General features: G+C 59.4%; 14 protein-coding genes. 7 read left to right on the top strand and 7 right to left on the bottom strand.

All coding sequences use genetic code 11. From position 1 onward, the window contains the following. On the top strand, nt 1-1,515 hold the full coding sequence (locus ACE2AA_RS02505; protein ID WP_227002320.1) for an efflux transporter outer membrane subunit: 1,515 nt from the start codon (nt 1-3) through the stop codon (nt 1,513-1,515). A gap of 276 nt (nt 1,516-1,791) precedes the next feature. Beyond that, nucleotides 1,792-3,366: a glucoamylase family protein gene (locus ACE2AA_RS02500; RefSeq protein ID WP_395370991.1), complete on the top strand. Its 1,575-nt coding sequence runs from the start codon at nt 1,792-1,794 to the stop codon at nt 3,364-3,366. Nucleotides 3,367-3,495: 129 nt separating this feature from the next. Here the strand turns inward: ACE2AA_RS02500 and ACE2AA_RS02495 are convergent, their stop codons facing one another. The 3 genes from ACE2AA_RS02495 to ahpC form a co-directional block, all read right to left on the bottom strand. Further along, nucleotides 3,496-4,887: an NAD-dependent succinate-semialdehyde dehydrogenase gene (locus ACE2AA_RS02495; protein WP_141259729.1), complete on the bottom strand. Its 1,392-nt coding sequence runs from the start codon at nt 4,885-4,887 to the stop codon at nt 3,496-3,498. Between the two features lie 273 nt (nt 4,888-5,160). Continuing rightward, entirely contained in the window at nt 5,161-6,744 is a 1,584-nt protein-coding gene (gene ahpF, locus ACE2AA_RS02490; protein ID WP_395370989.1) for an alkyl hydroperoxide reductase subunit F, read from the bottom strand. A 76-nt stretch (nt 6,745-6,820) separates the two neighbouring features. Next, on the bottom strand, nt 6,821-7,384 hold the full coding sequence (ahpC, locus tag ACE2AA_RS02485; protein ID WP_141259727.1) for an alkyl hydroperoxide reductase subunit C: 564 nt from the start codon (nt 7,382-7,384) through the stop codon (nt 6,821-6,823). Nucleotides 7,385-7,528: 144 nt separating this feature from the next. On the opposite strand from ahpC, the gene ACE2AA_RS02480 reads away from it, so the two are divergent. Further along, nucleotides 7,529-8,491, top strand: a complete 963-nt coding sequence (locus ACE2AA_RS02480) for a hydrogen peroxide-inducible genes activator (protein ID WP_141298902.1) — start codon at nt 7,529-7,531, stop codon at nt 8,489-8,491. A gap of 211 nt (nt 8,492-8,702) precedes the next feature. On the opposite strand, the gene ACE2AA_RS02475 is transcribed toward ACE2AA_RS02480, so the two are convergent. Continuing rightward, complete coding sequence (locus ACE2AA_RS02475; protein ID WP_395370986.1) at nt 8,703-9,047, bottom strand: hypothetical protein; 345 nt, start codon at nt 9,045-9,047, stop codon at nt 8,703-8,705. 170 nt (nt 9,048-9,217) lie between these two features. Between ACE2AA_RS02475 and ACE2AA_RS02470 the strand changes: the two genes are divergently transcribed. After that, nucleotides 9,218-9,418 (top strand): hypothetical protein, encoded by a 201-nt coding sequence (locus ACE2AA_RS02470; protein WP_141259724.1) that lies wholly within the window; start codon nt 9,218-9,220, stop codon nt 9,416-9,418. 19 nt (nt 9,419-9,437) lie between these two features. On the opposite strand, the gene ACE2AA_RS02465 is transcribed toward ACE2AA_RS02470, so the two are convergent. After that, on the bottom strand, nt 9,438-10,790 hold the full coding sequence (locus tag ACE2AA_RS02465) for a hemolysin family protein (protein ID WP_141259723.1): 1,353 nt from the start codon (nt 10,788-10,790) through the stop codon (nt 9,438-9,440). A 191-nt stretch (nt 10,791-10,981) separates the two neighbouring features. Further along, a complete protein-coding gene (locus ACE2AA_RS02460; RefSeq protein WP_141259722.1) occupies nt 10,982-12,028 on the bottom strand; it encodes an aldo/keto reductase in 1,047 nt (348 codons plus the stop codon). Nucleotides 12,029-12,067: 39 nt separating this feature from the next. Here ACE2AA_RS02460 and ACE2AA_RS02455 point away from each other — a divergent pair, with 39 nt between their 5' ends. The 3 genes from ACE2AA_RS02455 to ACE2AA_RS02445 all read left to right on the top strand — a co-directional run bounded on the left by ACE2AA_RS02455 (nt 12,068) and on the right by ACE2AA_RS02445 (nt 15,445). Continuing rightward, entirely contained in the window at nt 12,068-12,229 is a 162-nt protein-coding gene (locus ACE2AA_RS02455) for a hypothetical protein (RefSeq protein ID WP_154670658.1), read from the top strand. 158 nt (nt 12,230-12,387) lie between these two features. Continuing rightward, nucleotides 12,388-13,548 (top strand): acyl-CoA dehydrogenase family protein, encoded by a 1,161-nt coding sequence (locus tag ACE2AA_RS02450; protein WP_395370983.1) that lies wholly within the window; start codon nt 12,388-12,390, stop codon nt 13,546-13,548. Between the two features lie 517 nt (nt 13,549-14,065). After that, nucleotides 14,066-15,445, top strand: a complete 1,380-nt coding sequence (locus tag ACE2AA_RS02445; protein WP_395372084.1) for an Nramp family divalent metal transporter — start codon at nt 14,066-14,068, stop codon at nt 15,443-15,445. 244 nt (nt 15,446-15,689) lie between these two features. Here ACE2AA_RS02445 and ACE2AA_RS02440 read toward each other — a convergent pair whose 3' ends face one another. Continuing rightward, on the bottom strand, nt 15,690-18,116 hold the full coding sequence (locus ACE2AA_RS02440; RefSeq protein ID WP_395370982.1) for a mechanosensitive ion channel family protein: 2,427 nt from the start codon (nt 18,114-18,116) through the stop codon (nt 15,690-15,692). Nucleotides 18,117-18,362 lie beyond the last annotated feature (246 nt).

Here is an 18,362-nt window from a genome sequence, read left to right as displayed (position 1 = left end):
ATGACCCCCTTTTCCCCCTTTCGTCCCGCATGGCGCGCCACGTCCGGCATTGCCCTGAGCATGACGCTTGCGGCCTGTTCCGTAGGCCCCGATTACAAGGGACCGCCGCATGTCGCCCCCGTGGCGGAACACGCGGCCGGTTTCCACCGGGCCGATCCCGCGCTGACCACAGCGCAGGCCCCGCTGTCGCACTGGTGGGAAGGATTGAATGACCCGGTGCTGACCGACCTTGTCACCACGGCACTACGCAACAGCCCTGACATGAAACAGGCGGCAGCACGACTGCACACCGCCCGCGCGACCCAGCGTGAACGCTTTGCCGGGTTCTTCCCCGGTGGCGGCATGGCCGCGTTCTGGGACCGTACGCGCCTGCCTACGGGCGATATCACGTCTGTTCTTGGCGGCAGCGGACAGCCTGACACCATGTCGCTGCCACCTGCCATCAAGTCGGATTCCTATGGCGCGGGTTTTGACGCCAGCTGGGAAATCGACCCCTTTGGCGGCAACCGGCGTGGCTATGAGGGCGCACGTGCGCAAAGCGAGGCCCAGATGGCGCAGCTGGCTGATACCCGTGTCCGGCTGGCAGCGGATGTAGGGCGCAATTACGTCAGCCTGCGCGGGGTGCAGCACCGGCTTGCGCTTATGCAGCGGACCATTGAAATCGAACAGAACATGCTGGACCTGACCCGCCAACGCCGGATGCAGGGCACCGCGTCGCAGGAAGATGTGGAACGCTTCTCGGGCCAGCTGTCACAGGTGCAGGCCGCCATTGCCCCGATGCAGGCGCAGCAGGCCGGGTATATGGACGCGCTGGCCACCCTGACCGGGCGCGAGGCGGGACAGCTTGATGCGCAACTGTCCCCACCTGAACCCATTCCCCTGCCACCCGCAGTGGTTCCCGTGGGCAATCCCGCCGACCTGTTGCGCAGGCGTCCCGACATCCGCGTGGCCGAACGTGACATTGCCGCCAACAATGCCCAGATCGGTCAGGCCATTGGACAGTATTTTCCCAAGATCAGCCTGTTCGGCACGGTTGGCTTTACCGCCGCCAACGGGCAGCGTTTCTTTTCGGGTGACAGCTTTTCCTACATGGGCGGGCCGACGCTGGAATGGAGCATCCTGAACTTCGCCCGCACCAATTCACGCGTGGGCGAGGCCAGGGGCGGGCGTGACGCGGCCCTTGCGCATTATCAGGGCGTTGTCCTGTCCGCGCTGCAGGATGCGGAAGGCGCGCTGTCCCGCTTTGGCCACCAGCGCCAGTATGTGCTGAAACTGCAGGAAGCACGCGGGGCGTCGGACCGGTCATGGGCACTGGCCCGGCAGCGCCAGCGCGCGGGCACCCTGTCGGTCATTGACGCGCTGGATGTGGAACGTCAGCGCGTCCAGATTGAACAGGAACAGGCACAGGCGCAGGCCAGCATGACCAATGACTACATTGCCGTGCAGAAAGCGCTTGGCCTTGGCTGGGAATCCCCTGCCCCGCCGCCTGCGGCGGTCCGGACGGCGGAGCGTTAAACACGCGCGCGGGTTTTAAAGGATGTCTGGAAAGTCGGATCCGGAACATCCTGCAATCATGAGGAAACTTTTGAAAACGCCGCCTTTTTGAAAAAAGGCGGCACCCGAAAACTTTTATTTTTATTTATCAATGATTTATTTTCAGACAGTCTTTGTTGCATAGATAAAAGTTACACTTCGCAATGAAACTTCCGCCCACTGACGCCTGCGTGGATATTGCCACAATCCCGATCTGAATTCATAAGGGTTGGACGGCCACGGGCGGGAGACTGAGTCTTGCATTCTGGACCAAGGGGAAGACACGCGCGTGCCTTCCTGTCAGCCCTGATCCTTGCCCTATCCTCGCCCGGCCTGTCCGCATATGCCGTGGATGGTGTTGCAGCCAACGCGATCTCTACCCCATCCGTTCCCCATATAACCGCCAGCGTGGCGGATAATGCCCTTGTCGATGATCTGGAACATCGGACCTTCCGCTGGTTCTGGGATGCGGGGGATCCAAAAACGGGGCTGGTGCCTGACCGTTATCCATCACCGCAGACGTTAAGCAGCGTGGCCTCCATCGGCTTCGGGCTGACAGCCTATGGCATCGGGGCCAGCCGGGGTTATGTCACCCGTACGCAGGCCGCGACACGGACGCTGGCCACCCTGCACTATCTTCTGGACGGACCGCAGAACGACACGGCGGACGGGGCGATGGGGTATCAGGGGTTTTACTACCATTTCCTAAACCGGGGGACGGGGCTGCGCTTCAGCCACGATATCGAACTGTCCAGCATCGACACGGCACTGCTGATGCAGGGCGTGCTGTTCGTCCAGTCCTTCTATGACCGCCAGACGCCACGCGAAGCCGAGATCCGCACCCTGGCGGACCAGTTGTACAAACGCGTCAACTGGCAGTGGATGACACGCCCCGATAACCGGCTGAGCATGGGATGGAGTCCCGAACATGGCTTCATCCCCAGCTACTGGGAAGGCTACAGCGAAGGGATGATGGCCTATATCCTCGGCCTTGGTTCCCCCACCCATGCGCTGGCGCCCGTATCGTGGCAGGCGTGGCTGGCGACCAACAACCAGCGCTGGGGCGATTATTATGGCCAGACCTTCCTGAACTTCGCTCCCCTTTTCGGCCACCAGTACACCCATGCGTGGATTGATTTTCGTGGCGTGCAGGACGCATGGGCGCGTGAAAAACAGATCGATTACTTTGAAAACAGCCGCCGCGCCGTCTATGCCCAGCGGGCCTATGCCATTGCCAACCCTGGCAAGTGGCAGGATTACAGTGCCACGATGTGGGGCCTGACCGCCTGTGACGGTCCCGGTGACGTGACCCGGCAGATTGATGGGCAGTCACGGCATTTCCTGTCCTATTCCGCCCGTGGCGCGGGCCGCGACTATACGCAGGATGACGGCACCGTAGCCCCCACCGCCGCAGCCGGGTCCATTGCGTTCGCGCCTGAAATCGTGCTGCCGACACTGCAGAACATGAAAAACCGCTACGGGCAGAATATTTATGGCCAGTACGGTTTTGTCGATGCGTTCAACCCCAGTTTCCGCAACGGGCAGACCTTCTGGACCGATCGGGAATATCTGGGCATCGATCAGGGGCCGATCCTGCTCATGATCGAAAACTGGCGCAGCGGATTGGTGTGGAACGTGATGAAGCGCAACCCCTATATCCGCGCGGGGCTGGAACGCGCGGGATTTGAAGGGGGATGGCTACCGGCCCCGACCGCCGCCGCGAAAGTGGCCCGGCCCGATACACGGACTTCGCAACTTGCCCCGCAATCCCCCACGGCGGCACCGACCGGTGAGGCCACACGGGGACCGGTGGCCCCGGCCAACCCGTCGTAGTGTGTTTTTGACTGCCTGGAAGACTGTTCAGAAAATAAACAGTTTCCGGGTGCCGCCTTTTTTCAGAAAGACGGCGTTTCAGGACGCTTTTTGAAAAAAGCTTCACCCAAAAACTTCTTTCGACAGGTTTTACGGGCCAGCATCGATCGGCACGACGTCAATCAGCTTCTTGTTGACGAATTCCTGTATGCCCATGGATGACAGTTCACGCCCGAAGCCTGACCGCTTGACCCCGCCAAAGGGCAGGTCTGATGTCGTCCATGTGGGATGATTGACATAAACCATGCCCGTCTCGATCTGTTCAGCCACCCGGATGCCGCGCGCCGTATCGGACGTAAACACCGAACCGCCCAGCCCGTACGGGTTGTCATTGGCCAGGGCTATGGCCTCATCCTCATCGCGCACACGGAAGAACATGGCGACCGGGCCGAACAGTTCCTGATGAAAAACCGGATTATCAGGCGCTATATCGGTCAGGATGCTGGTCTGCACGAACGCGCCCCTGTTGGGTGGCGTGGGGCCGACACGCATGACCTTTGCACCATTCTTAACGGCCAGTTCCACCTGTTCATTCAACTGGTCGGCAGCGCCCTGTGATGACAGTGGCGGCACGCCGCTTTTTTCATCCATCGGGTCACCGGGAACCAGTTTGCCCAGTTCGGTTGCAAACCGGTCCAGAAAGGCATCGGCAATCGGTTCGGCCACAATGATACGCTTGGCCGCGACACAGCACTGGCCGCCATTGTTCATGCGTCCCCAGACCGCCCATTTCACGGATTTTTCAAGGTCGGCATCTTCCAGCACGATGAAGGCGTCACTGCCACCCAGTTCCATGGTGGTCTTCTTCAGCGCCTTGCCAGCCTGCGACGCCACGATGGCGCCCGCCCCCTCGCTCCCGGTCAGCGCGACGCCAATCACGCGGTCATCGGCAATGATCTTGCCCAACTGGTCGCGGGTGGCATACAGGTTGGTATATAGCCCTTCCGGCGCACCGGCATCACGGAATAGCTGTTCAAAGGCAGCGGCGGCCTGCGGCACGTTGGACGCATGCTTCACCACGACCACATTGCCCGCCATGAACTGTGGCCCCACCACGCGGGCAAGCTGATAATAGGGGAAATTCCACGGCTCGATCGCAAACAGGATGCCCAGCGGCTGGCTGACCACCATGGCCTGGTCCCCGCGCCCGCTTTTTTCCTTCAGCTTCTGTGGCGCCAGGAAGGTTTCGGCATTATCGGCATAATATTGCAGGATATCGGCGGACAGTTCGACTTCCGCCAGGCTTTCCCGATACAGCTTGCCCATTTCCAACGTCAGCAGGCGGGCATATTTATCTTTCTGCGTGCGCAGCAGGTCGGCAGCCTTTCCCACGATGGCCGCGCGCCTGTCAAATGGCAGTTTCGACCATTCCCTGTAGGTCGCATGGGCGCGGTCCAGCTTCTGCGCCAGTTCCGCATCCGTCAGGTCTGGGAATGTTGCAATGGTTTCATTGGTATACGGATTGACTGTCTTGTACGCCATTGGCCTGTCTCCATCCGGATCTTGGGGCAACAGGCGTGGTCCATGCTGCGGCGTTGCGTCTTGATCGGCCAACGCCACCTTCATGCCGCCTGTGCGTGCAGAACGGCACGAAGGCGTCCGGGTTGCGTGGCATTCGCACATGCCGGTATCCACCAAACCATAAAGAAGTTTTTGGTGAAGCTTTTTCAAGACTCAAGGAATGCCGCCTTTTTGAAAAAAGGCGGCATCCAGAAACCTTTATTACTTTACTTATTACAGCAGACCGGTCGGCAATCAGGCCGTAACCAGCTGTTCCGCTGCTGGCGCGGGCACACGGATCAGGTAATCAAAGGCGGATAGCGCGGCCTTCGCCCCGTCACCCACGGCAATGACAATCTGCTTGTAGGGCGTGGTCGTCGCATCGCCTGCGGCAAACACTCCGGGGATCGAGGTCGCACCATGGTCATTGACCATGATTTCCCCAAAGTCGTTCAGTTTCAGCGTGCCCTTCAGCCAGCCCGTATTGGGCAGCAGGCCGATCTGCACGAATACCCCTTCCAGGTCGATATGATGATCTGCGCCATCGCCACCGCGATAGGTCAGTCCCGTCACGTTGCGGCCATTACCTTCGATCCGCGTGGTCAGGGCCTCGGTCAGGACCGTGATATTGGGCAGCGTGTGCAGCTTGTCCTGCAGGACCTTGTCCGCCTTCAGGTGTGACCCACGCTGCAGCAGCGTCACGTGGGCGACGATGCCCGCAAGGTCGATGGCTGCTTCCACCCCGCTATTGCCGCCGCCAGCCACGGCGACCCGCTTGCCCTTGTAAAAGGGGCCATCGCAATGCGGACAGTAGGCAACGCCCCTGTTGCGGTATTCCTCCTCACCCGGCACGCCAAGGTGCCGCCAGTGCGCGCCAGTGGCCAGTATGACCGTGCGGGAATGCAGGACCGCACCGTTTTCCAGCACCACGCCATGCAGGCCGCCGGGCTGTGTCGCGGGAAACAGTTCCTTGGCGCGCTGGCCGGGAATGATTTCCACATCATACTGCCGGACATGGGCTTCCAGTGCGGCAGCCAGTTTCGGGCCATCGGTTTCGGGGATGGAGATGAAATTCTCGATGCCTGCGGTATCCATGACCTGCCCGCCAAAGCGGTCGCCCAGCAGTCCCGTGCGCAGCCCCTTGCGCGCAGCATAGACCGCGGCCGATGCGCCAGCAGGCCCTTCCCCGATAATCAGGACGTCAAACGGCGCAATATCCTTCAGCTTTTCTGCGGCCTGCCGGGGGGCGTCGGCATCCAGCTTCGCCAGGATCTGCTCGATTTCCATACGTCCCGTCTCGAACAGTTCACCATTGAGGTAAACCTGCGGCACGGACATGATGTTGCGGGCCGCGACTTCGTCCGGGAACAGCGCCCCGTCTATCGTGACGTTATGGATATTGGGGTTCAGCACGCACATGGCATTGAGCGCCTGCACCACATCGGGGCAGTTCTGGCACGACAGGGCCACGTAGGTTTCGAAATTGTATGGTCCCGGCAGGGCGCGTATCCGGGCCGCCACGTCATCGGGGATCTTTGGCGCATGGCCACCGACCTGCAGCATCGCCAGCACGAATGACGTGAATTCATGCCCCAGCGGGATAGCTGCGAACATCACCCCCGTTTTCGCGCCATCGCGGTGGATGAGGAAGCTGGGACGCCGGGAGGCCTGTCCTGTCTCGGACACCTGCACCTTGTCCGAAAGGGCGGCGACCTCATGCAGGAGTTCATGCATCTCACGCGATTTGGGGGTGTCATTCAGGCTGGCCTCCAGCACGATCGGGTGCGCAAGGCTGGCCAGATACCCCTTGAGCTGCGTCTTGATGGGATCTTGCAACATGGGAATGGACTCCGCTCTTTGGGAAAAGGTGGCGTGGATGGTCCGGCCCCGTGGGGCCGGACCATGACCACTTGCGTCAGATCTTGCCAACGAGATCCAGCGACGGGGTCAGCGTAGCGCTGCCTTCCTTCCACTTCGCCGGGCACACTTCACCGGGGTGGGAGGCGACGTACTGCGCGGCCTCGATCTTGGCGATCAGTTCGGCGGCACTGCGGCCGACGCTGCCTGCGGTGATTTCGATGTACTGGATCCGGCCTTCCGGATCGATCAGGAAGGTGCCGCGATCGGCCACGCCCGCTTCCTCGATATACACATCAAAATTGCGTGCGATGTGGGCGGTCGGGTCACCCAGCATGACGAACTTGATCTTGCTGATGGCCGGCGACGTGTCGTGCCATGCCTTGTGGGTGAAATGCTTGTCGGTCGAAACCGAATAGATTTCCACGCCCAGCTTCTGGAACGTCTCATAATTATCAGCCAGGTCTTCCAGCTCCGTCGGGCAGACGAAGGTGAAATCTGCCGGGTAGAAGAAGAAGACGGACCATTTGCCCTTCACGTCGGCATCGCTCACCTTGATGAACTTTCCGTTGTGGAAGGCGTCTGTTTCGAACGGCTTCAGAGACGAATTGATGCGTGCCATGCGGAATGCTCCTTGCTTTGGCTTGTCAGTTATTGACGGGGTATCTGTCCCACAAACACGAAATGGGGAGAAACCGTTTCTGTCAATGGGTGTAATCGGAAAAACCTTTTTACAAACATACCGAAATCGGTCCTATCTATAGATATGAATTATATTCCCCTTTCCGGCCTGTCGCTGCGCGACATCGAATATGTGGTGGCGGTGGATGACCTGCGCAACTTCTCCCGTGCGGCGGAACGCTGTGGCGTAAGTCAGGGCGGTCTGTCGGAACAGGTGCGCAAGCTTGAATCCCTGCTGGGTGTCGTGCTGTTCGAACGCACGCGCCGCCATGTGACGGTTACGCCGGATGGCGCGCGCCTGATCGCGATGGGACGCGACGTGCTGGCCGCCGCCCGCGCCATGATCGAGGCCGCGCGCACGCGCACTGGTCCACTGGATGGGGTGGTGCGCGTGGGGATCATTGCAACGCTTGGCCCCTATTACGTGCCCGACCTGCTGCCTTTGCTGCGGCGGGCCTATCCGCAACTGAAACTGCAACTGACCGACAGCCTGACGGATACGATGCTGCGAATGCTGCGCCATGATGAACTGGACGTGGTGTTCGCGGCCCTGCCGGTAAGTGGGGAGGGATTTCATTGCGCCCCCCTGTTCCGCGAACCATTTCTTGCCGCCTTTCCCGCCACCCACCCGCTGGCGCGACGCAAGACGCTGGCGATGCCCGACCTGAAGGGACCGGACCTTCTGCTGCTGGAAGACGGACACTGTCTGCGTGACCAGGCGCTGGCGTTATGTGGCATGCCGCCACAGCGCGACCAGCCACGCCTGGCCACCAGCCTTGAAATGCTGTGGCACATGATTGGCGCGGGGGAAGGATATTCCCTGATCCCCCGCCTGGCGCTGCGCCACCGGGGCGAATGGGACGGGCTGATAAGCGTGACCGCCCTGCCATCCGCCAGCCGCACGATCGGGCTTGTATGGCGTGCATCCGACCCGCGAGGCCCTGCATTTGAGGAATTTGCCCGCTTCCTGCGCGAAAACCCGCCCGAAAGCTGCACACCGGTCGATGTCCCGTCCCCACCGCACACGGCGCACATCCGGTCCGCGTGACCGTGGCATGCCTGGCTGGTATTTTCCACGACCATGAGGCGTTAGACAGGAAACCATCCTTGCCGCGCTTTTCATCCATGGGTGCAGTCAGGTAATGAACCCTAGTCACCACATGCATGCATCCGGAACCCGGAATGCAATCCTGAAAAGAATCTGTAATGGGCAGGAACCTGCGGAACACGTCACCCATTCAGTAAAATCTTGCAGCCTGTCAGACCCCCGCCCCGGCTGAGGCGGCGGCGGCGTTGGATCGCTGACCCAGATCCTGTATCCCGGCAACAGCCATGACATCCCGTTCCAGGGACACGCCGCACGGCTTGATGCGCTGCGCCAGTGGATGGAGGGCACACGACAGGACGTATCGATCCAGATCATTACGAGCAGGGCGGGACAGGGCAGGACGCGGCTCGGCACGGAACTGCCTGCACATGCGTGAAAAGGGCTGGAAGCATTCCACGCGCCACGACCACCGGCGCCTGACCTGTTCGGCGCCGGTGCGTCCCCCATTAACCCAGCCCTGCAGGCGCAAAGCATGCAGGAAACAGCCAGTCTGCATGGCGCGCAGGGAAGCATCAGACCAGGTTGCAGCCCATCGGGAAAAAAGTCCGTGTCATGCACAACCAGATAGTCCGCAAACGCCGCCGTTAGCATGTATTGGGGATTCGGGCCATAATCACCAAACCTTTGCACCGCCATGGCGTTGTCACGGCATTACAGGAGGTTCCCATGACACGTCCCATCAGGTTGTTCATTGCCCTGGCTATCGGCCTGTCCGTAGCAGGATGCCATGATGGCCATTATCACCATCATCACCGCGGTGGATATGACGGTTACCATCGTGGTGGCTATGGCAATGGATATGGCAGCCCCGGACGCGGCTACGGCGGTCCCTACATGGGTGGCGGGGGCGGCATGCGTGGGCCGTAACCCCGAACGGTCCGTACGGTCATTTCCCGGTCAGCCGGGTGACCAGCAGCTGGTTGATGCGGAAACCTTCCACATCAACCACCTCGAAACGGAAACCCAGCGTATCCACGCGGTCGGCCTTGCGTGCCATGCGGCGCAGGCGGTGCATGACAAAACCGCCAATGGTGTCGAATGGCCCGGCTTCATCCAGATCGGCAGCCTCCAGTTCACGGCGCACGTCCCCTATGGAGGCAGCACCGTCAATCAGCCATGAATTGGCATCACGGCGCACGATCAGCTGTTCCTCGAACGGGTTGGCAAGCCCACCCATCAACGCCCCCATGATATCCTTGAAGGTAATCAGCCCCACGACCAGCCCGTATTCGTTCACCACCAGCGCGAAACCTGCGCCATGTGTGTCGAACTGCGCCAGCGTATCCCACAGGTTGATCGTCTCGGGCACAGACAGGACATCGCGCCGCACCTGAAAGATCGCGTTGCCGCCGGGCAGCGCGCCCTGCGGTCCCGTGGCGGGTGGCTGGGTCGGGTCGCGGTCCACCACGGCCGCCAGCACGTCTTCCGCGCGGATGGACCCCACAACATTATCCAGGCCGCCATTGCACAGCGGATAGCGTGAATAGGGCTTGGCGCGGACCTTGGTCTTCTGTTCCTCTATGGTTTCCTGCAGGTCGAGGAACACGATTTCATCACGCGGGGTCATGGCAGACGTGATTGAACGGTCCTGCAGGCCCAGCACGTTCTGGATCATCTGGTGTTCCTGTTCCAGCAGCACGCCCGATGCCGTGCCAGCAGCCAGGATGGCACGCAGATCCTCTGGCGTAACCGGCTCGACGGCCGATGCCGCCGGGATCTTCAGGGCACGCAGGATGGTGTCCGACATCTTGGAAAACACCCAGACAATGGGATAGAGCAGCTTCAGTGCCAGAGCCGGAAACCAGCCCACGGCCAGCGCGATCTTGTCTGGCGCGTTCATGGCCACACGTTTGGGCAGCAGGTCGGCAAACAGCACGAACAGCCCCGTCACCAGCATGAACCCGAAGACCGAGGCCAGCGTTTCCGCGGTCGAGGTCGGCAGACCCCAGCCCATCAGTCCATGAGTGACGGACGGCGCGATCATTTCCGAACTGATCATGCCGCCCAGCACACCCACGCCGTTAAGACATATCTGCAGGACAGTTATGACCTGCCCGCTGTTGCGCCGCAGTTTCAGGAACGCGGTGGCCCGTTCATCGCCTGCTTCCGCGCGCGAACGCAGGCGTGCATCACGTGCGGCGGCAAAGGATATTTCAGAAAGTGAAATGAAGATATTAAGTGCGACCAGAAGGACAAGCGCGATCAGGCCAGAGAAAAACAAAACCACCGGAACACCCATAAAATGACGGCCATGCAATATAGCATGTAATTTTATAAACCCGTACAGATATGTTTAATCAGGTGAAATCGTTTTTTACTTAAATTACATTACGGATTGTTGATAAAGGGATACTGCCCGACTGTCCCGGCGCAGGGGACAACCATGGCGACACGGCCCCGATCCGGGAGCGCGCGCCATGATGCGTCCCGTCAGGGCGCCGGGTTGGAATGAACCTGGTGGATGGCGTTGATCCGTTCCTCCAGTTCCGGGGGGATGGCCACGTTTTCCGCCCCCAGAATGGCCTCAAGCTGGTCCGTGCTGGTGGCCCCGATGATGTTGGAAGTCACGAACGGACGCGACGTGACAAAGGCGATAGCCAGTTGCACAGGATCGATCCCGTATTCATGTGCAAGCTGGATATAGGCACGAACGGCGTCATCCACGCCCGGTTTTTCATAGCGCTGACCACGGTTGAACAGGGTCGTGCGCGCGCCGGCCGGTCGTGCGCCGTCCAGATATTTGCCGGTCAGGTACCCCTGCGCCAGCGGTGAATAGGCCAGCAGGCCCACGCCTTCACGCAGCGACATTTCAGCCAGCCCGATTTCAAACGTGCGGTTGATCAGATTATAGGCGTTCTGGATGGATACCACACGCGGTGCGCCATTGCGGGCTTCGGCCAGATATTGCGACAGGCCCCATGCGGTCTCGTTCGACAGGCCGACATGGCGTATCTTGCCTTCTTTCACAAGGTCACCCAGCACGCCCAGCGTTTCGGCAATCGGTACCTCGTCGGCGTCGGACAGGGTGGTGAAAGTATTGCCGCCCGCCCCGAACAGGCCGACCTTCCGGTCAGGCCAGTGCAGCTGATACAGGTCGATGTAATCCGTGCCCAGCCGACGCAATGAGCCGTCCAGCGCGTAACGGATCTGTTTCGGGGTCAGGCGCGTTTCCTCCCCCCCGGGGCGGAACCACGGCGATGTGCCGCGCCCGACCACCTTGCTGGCGATAACCAGACGCTCACGCCCGCCACGGGCCTTGAGCCAGCTACCGATGATCCGCTCGGTCGCACCATGGGTTTCCGCGCGCGGGGGGATGGAATACAGTTCGGCCGTATCAATGAAATTGATGCCGTTCGCCACGGCCATGTCAAGCTGGGCATACCCCTCGGCTTCCGTATTCTGCTGGCCGAATGTCATTGTGCCAAGACAGATTTCGCTAACCTTGATACCGGTACGCCCAAGTTCACGTTGCTTCATCTGAAACCCTGCTGGTTGAAAAAGGGACCGGCACGCCTGATGACGCGTAACCGGGGTCTGGACAGTCATGGCGGTCATCATGCCCATACGGCACGACCGCACGCCTTCCTTGCGCCCCGCATCCGTGACAGGATCAAGGGCAACAGGAAAAACATGGCGGACGGTAGCATGATGGCCGATCATTTCAACCGCGCCGAATGATATTTTTGTAAATGCACATTATTTATCGTTATTATGCAGGCAGCTATCCGACGCGTGCGTGGCCGGGCCGTGACCATGGGTTGCACGGATCGATACATGATGATGAAGTTGATGAGATCCGGTCCGTCATGGATAACCGCAGCAAGGATATCTGAACCATGGGTTCATCCCCCGCCACTGCCATTCCGGTAACCCGACAGACACTGAACGAACTGGCGGCGCGTTTTGCCACCCGTGCGGCCACCCATGACCGGTCTGGTGAAATCGCCACCGAAAACCTTGATGAATGCCGCGCGGCAGGGCTGTCTGGCCTGACCATTGCACGCACGGATGGGGGACAGGGCGGCGGCCTGCGGCAGGTGGTGGATGTGGTTGGCCGACTGGCCATCGGCGATCCCACCACCGCACTGATCATGGCCATGCATTTCCTGCAGCATATGCTGATTGCAGAAAATTTCCGCTGGCCCGAAATCACGCGACGGCAGGTGATTGAAACTGCCCTGCGGGATGGGGCACTGATCAACGCGCTGCGGGTTGAGCCTGAACTGGGTACCCCTTCACGCGGCGGCCTGCCCGCGACACGCATTACACGCAATGCAGGCAAGATTATGCTGAACGGGCGGAAAATCTATTCCACCGGATCAACCGCCCTGCGCTGGGGCACGGTATGGGTTGTAACGGACGAAGCCCGGCCACGGGTGGGACAGGTTCTGGTTGACCTGCATGCTCCGGGTATACGTATTGAACGAAGCTGGCACCAGATGGGCATGCGCGCGACGGGCAGCCATACCTTCGTATTTGAAAATGTTGAACTGCCTGAAGCGGCGCTGGTTGACCTGCGGGTGCCTGAACAATGGCCAGGCAATGACGGGGCGCTGGTTATCGGCCATGCACTGGCCATTGCAGCCTTATATGACGGTGTCGCCCGCGCAGCACGGGACTGGCTGGTTTCCTTCCTGCATGCACGCGTGCCGACGGCGCTGGGCAAACCGCTTGCCACCCTGCCCCGGTTCCATACGCTTCTGGGGCAGATTGACGCGCTGCTGATGACAAACCGAAGCATAATGGATGTTGCCCTCAACCGGGCTGACAACGGGGATTATCCTGGCACCGAAGCCAATCTGGCCAAATATGTCATGACGGAAAACGCCATCAGGGCCGTTGAACTGGGCATTGCCGCAATCGGCAATCCGGCATTGAGTGAGGATAACCCGCTGGAACGCCATTTTCGCAACATCCTGTGCGCGCGCATCCATTCCCCGCAGGGCGACGTGGCGCTGGCTGCGGCAGGCAGGGTAGCCCTGACCCCGGCGGAATGACAAATGCCCGACCGTCTTCTTTCTCAGCCATCTGCCTCGCAGCAACCGTCATGTTCGGGCCATGAGTCCTGAACCTAGAGTCGTTATAAACTATCGGATGGTTCGCGGAAATAAATATACTTACAAATAATTTTTCAGTCAGTAATCTCTAATATTTCTTTCAAAACTTCATAAACATTACTTTCGATCCGAATTATCACTGCCATGCAGGATGCCTCGGGCTACAATTCCAGGACCACGGGCGCGGACCTCGGCTTCTCCGTGCCAGTCTGGGGGACTGGTGATTGTAATTTCTGGTTTACCATGCATCCGATCGATATACGGCACGTTAAAGCCCCTGATCGCTTCTGCATTTCAATATAGCTTCATCACGAAACAGATACGATTTATCTTCATTCATATATTTATAATTTTTTACTTCATATATTACACCTGCAGTGTCATGGTTGCGGCCGATAAAATTTCCTTATGCAATGTAATATAGCATATTGCATATTCATGAGGGGTACGATTGAGTATGCCCATGACGCCACCAATACCGCCCGTTTCGCCGCCCTCCCCTACCGCAGCATGGCGTTTCGCCCGCCCGGGGGAAGCTGAAACCAACAGCCTGCCCGAAGCCTTTGCCAGCGTACGGGTGCCAGGTGCCGGGGCATCATGGCTGCGGCGGTTCATGGCGTTCGTGGGGCCAGGTTATATGGTTTCGGTCGGATATATGGACCCCGGCAACTGGGCTACCGACCTTCAGGGCGGGGCGCAGTTCGGTTATACGCTGCTGGCAGTCATTGGACTGTCGAACTTCATGGCGATTCTGCTGCAATCGCTGTCGGCGCGACTTGGTATCGCCACCGGGCGTGACCTGGCGCAGGCATGCCGCGATCATTTTCCGCCGGTTGTAAACATCGTTCTGTGGCTGGCCTGTGAACTGGCCATCATCGCGTGTGACCTGGCGGAAGTCATCGGCACGGCAGTTGCACTGCAACTGCTGTTCGGCATACCCCTGCTGGCAGGCGCCATGATTTCGGTGCTGGATGCCTTTCTGGTGCTATTCCTGATGAACCGGGGCTTCCGTTACCTTGAGGCCTTCATAATCGGGCTGCTCAGTATCATAGCACTATGCTTTGCCGTTCAGGTCGTGGCGGCACAGCCCCCCATCACGGCGTTACTGAAGGGGTTCCTGCCCTCTTCCCGGATCGTGACCAACAGCCAGATGCTGTATATCGCCATTGGCATTATCGGGGCGACGGTGATGCCGCATAACCTTTACCTGCATTCCGCCATCGTACAGACCCGTGCCTTTCCCCGCACCGTGCCCGGACGGCAGGACGCCATACGCTGGGCAACATGGGACAGCACGCTTGCCCTCATGCTGGCGCTGTTCATCAATGCTGCCATCCTGATTGTGGCTGCTGCCGCCTTCCACACCACCGGCCACCGGGATATCGCGGAACTGGAGGACGCCTACCGCCTTCTGTCCCCCATACTGGGACTGGGCATTGCTTCCACCCTGTTTGCGGTGGCCCTGCTGGCAGCGGGCACCAATTCAACCATTACCGGCACACTGGCCGGCCAGATCATCATGGAAGGGTTCCTGCGGCTGCGCATTCCCCATTGGGCGCGACGGCTGCTGACACGTGGGCTGGCCATTATCCCGGTTGTGATTGTCACGGCCATTTATGGGGACAGGGGCGTGGGGCAACTGCTACTGGCCAGTCAGGTAATTCTGTCGCTGCAATTACCCTTTGCTGTAATTCCACTGGTGATGTTCGTATCCGACCGGCGGAAAATGGAGGAATTCGTTATATCCCGCCCATTCGCCCTGTTGTCGTGGCTGGTGGCTGCCATTATCCTGGTGCTGAATTTCAAGCTGCTTTACGATACGGTTTTCACATTGTGACAGCTCATTGATAAAAAATAATAAAAATTTTCAGGACTATCTTTTCTTCAAAAAAAGACGGCGTTCTTTGAAACTTTTTTAAAAAAAGCTTTACCAGAAAACTGCTGTCTCATTCAGGAGCAGGAGCTGACGCCGCATGAAAGCATGCATTGTCAGGACGCTCAGCATCTCTACCCATGCACCTTACCGGCCCTGCCGCGCATTATTATGCAGCGGGTGAGAAAATGGCAGATCCTGCACAGGCTCAGGCATGTGGCACTGTCGTGGGGGGCACGGTCGCCGTCACCTTCAGGCCATCCGGCCCTGGACCATTGTCCACAAGATTGAGGAAGCTGGGAACCGGGAACCTGATGCCTTCACTGTTCATCCGCACGGCCAGACGGGCATAATATTCACGATAGACTGTCCATTTGGCGCCCGGCATGGTGCGGACCGAACCAAGGAACCGCGCACCATTCCCATCCGCCTGTTCAATACCCAAAAAGGCGAATTCGGACATGATGAGGTGCCCGTAACGGGGTGTCCTGCGCATCAGTTCCAGTTCTTCATGCAGGATCGCGCAAAGCTGCTTCGTGTCCTGGCTGAGATCGATCATGAAATCAACCACGACAAGGTTGTAATCACGCGATGTATTGGCAATGGATGACACTTCCGAAAACGGAATGATATGCAGGTCGCCATTGACCGAACGCAGCCGCAGGGTCCGGATCGACAGGTGTTCGACCGTTCCAGACACGCCGCCTGCGGTCACCCAGTCCCCCACCTGAATGGCATTTTCCACCAGCATGAAGAAGCCGGTGATGAAATCCTTCACCAGGCTCTGTGCACCGAAGGCTATGGCCGCACCCATAATCCCCGCGCCGGTCAGCAGCGGGGCAACATTGATCCCGATCTGGGACAGGGTGGTGACCGCCACAATAATGATGATCAGCGCCAGCAGCACCGTCTTGATAATGGGCAGAACCGTACGCAAACGGCTGGCCCGCCCGGTCTGGGATGAGTTTTCAAAACGGGCGATCTGTCCCTGCAATGCGGCATTGGCCGCTTCCCATATGATGATGGCGACCGTATAGGCGACAAGCACGGACAGCATTGCGCCAATGATCTTCGGCCCCAGCCTGCCATGGAACAGGAAATGGATGGCAGGCAGCCCCAGCGCCTGCAGGAAAAGCATGGCGGATGCAAAGAACATGAGGAACGACAGGATTTTGCGCGAAACCGGGTAATAATAATTCACTCGCGCCTGCAGACCGGGATAACGCGCCTCCATCGCGGGGGAGACATGGAACAGCCGGTTCTGCAGGTTGAAGATCAGCACCGACAGTACCCGCGACAGGATCACGACAGCCGTTGTCAGGATGACGGTACGGATGATCCATGCATAACCACCCTGGATATGGGTTGCCCAGATCAGCCATAATGCAAAGTTGAAGAACATGGCCGGTACCCACCACAGATAGACCAGCCGCCCCAGGAACATCCAGAATGGCTGCGTGCGCAGGCGTGTGGGCGGCTGAAGGGCCAGTGCGACATGCATGCGCACCCGCCACGTGAAGATGGCGACAAGCACATGTTCAATCAGCACGACGGAACGGATGATTGCCTCCGTCCCGCGCGCGGGCATGTCAAACACGCCCCCCAGCGTGGACAGGCACACCACCACCGACGGTGCGGCGACAAGGAAGTTGAGCCAGTGCGTGACCATGAAGGCCGTCTGGTCGCTGGCGCTGCACAGCCGGATGGCGGGCGAATGCGGCACGAACAGCGTTTCCATCAGCAAATAGACCACGCGGGCCACCACATAGGCATTCGTCAGCGTAAGCGTGACCAGCATGGCCTGATGCGTGGTGGTCAGCAGGTACGCAAAACAGGTCCCCAATGCGAAAAACAGCCCCACCGGCAGCAGCTTGATCAGCAGGTGCATAAGCGAATACGGCACACGGGCCAGCAAACGCAGTGTTGCGTGCTGGGCCTGCATGTCGCCCTGCCGGGTCTGCGCGTCGTCCGTGTCCTGTGCTGTCGCCCCTATCGCTGCTGGGGGCGTCGGGGCAACCGTGGCATCAGGCAGGTTCAGGCGGCGTTCGGTTGCGACCGCGCGTTCGGTAACTTTCAGCAGTGGCTTGCGCAACAGCAGCGAAAAACCATGTTCCGCCGCCAGAGCCAGCAGCAGGATCAATGTCGCCCGCCCCATGGCATCAAACAGGATCATCCGCGATTGCGGATCGGCAAAAATGGTATGGGTCCAGTGCACCACGAACACCAGATCACCAAACAGGGCAACAAAATGCCGGGCCTGCACGATCAGACGGCTACGCAGGGTTTCCATATCCTGAACCAGATCGCTGCCCAGCGTGTCGGGTTCGACCGACAGGGTATCCGTGGCGGTTTTGACGGCGGCGGCAGGTGCCGCGGGAGCAACAGGAATCCGGGATGCAATGGCCGACAGGGTATTGGTGAATTCGGTACGTTTCGCCGGGTCGTTCATGACCGCCAGCACCTGCTGCGCCTGTTCACGGCTCATGCCCTGCGCCGCATCCGTATCGGCGGCATGACCGCGCCCGGGCATGGACAGCAGGCACGTTGCGACAACCCCCAGCACGGCAACCCGCCAGAGCGCCAGCAGGGAATGGCCTGTGCCGCCGCGTTGGCAGGTATCGGTTAAGTGCCGCATTGTTTCCCTTCCGTCCCGACGGCCTGATTATGGATGCCCGCCATGGTAAACATGGCACGATCATTGACCATTTCAGGCAGCCACCCTGCGTTATTGCAGAAATGACCCTAAAAGCGCAGAGACGCGGAAGCCGATCTGATATGCAAGAAACTGGCTACCTTTTTGTAATTTACTTTTGGCAGCCATTTTTTATTTGTCATTATTAATTTTTATTGAAATAAGACTTATGTATTAATTTTATATACA

It is taken from the genome of Komagataeibacter diospyri (assembly GCF_043995075.1).
GTDB classification, from domain to species: Bacteria; Pseudomonadota; Alphaproteobacteria; order Acetobacterales; family Acetobacteraceae; genus Komagataeibacter; species Komagataeibacter diospyri.
The sequence above is the reverse complement of the archived record's forward strand: the minus strand, read 5'-3'. Positions and strand labels throughout refer to the sequence as shown.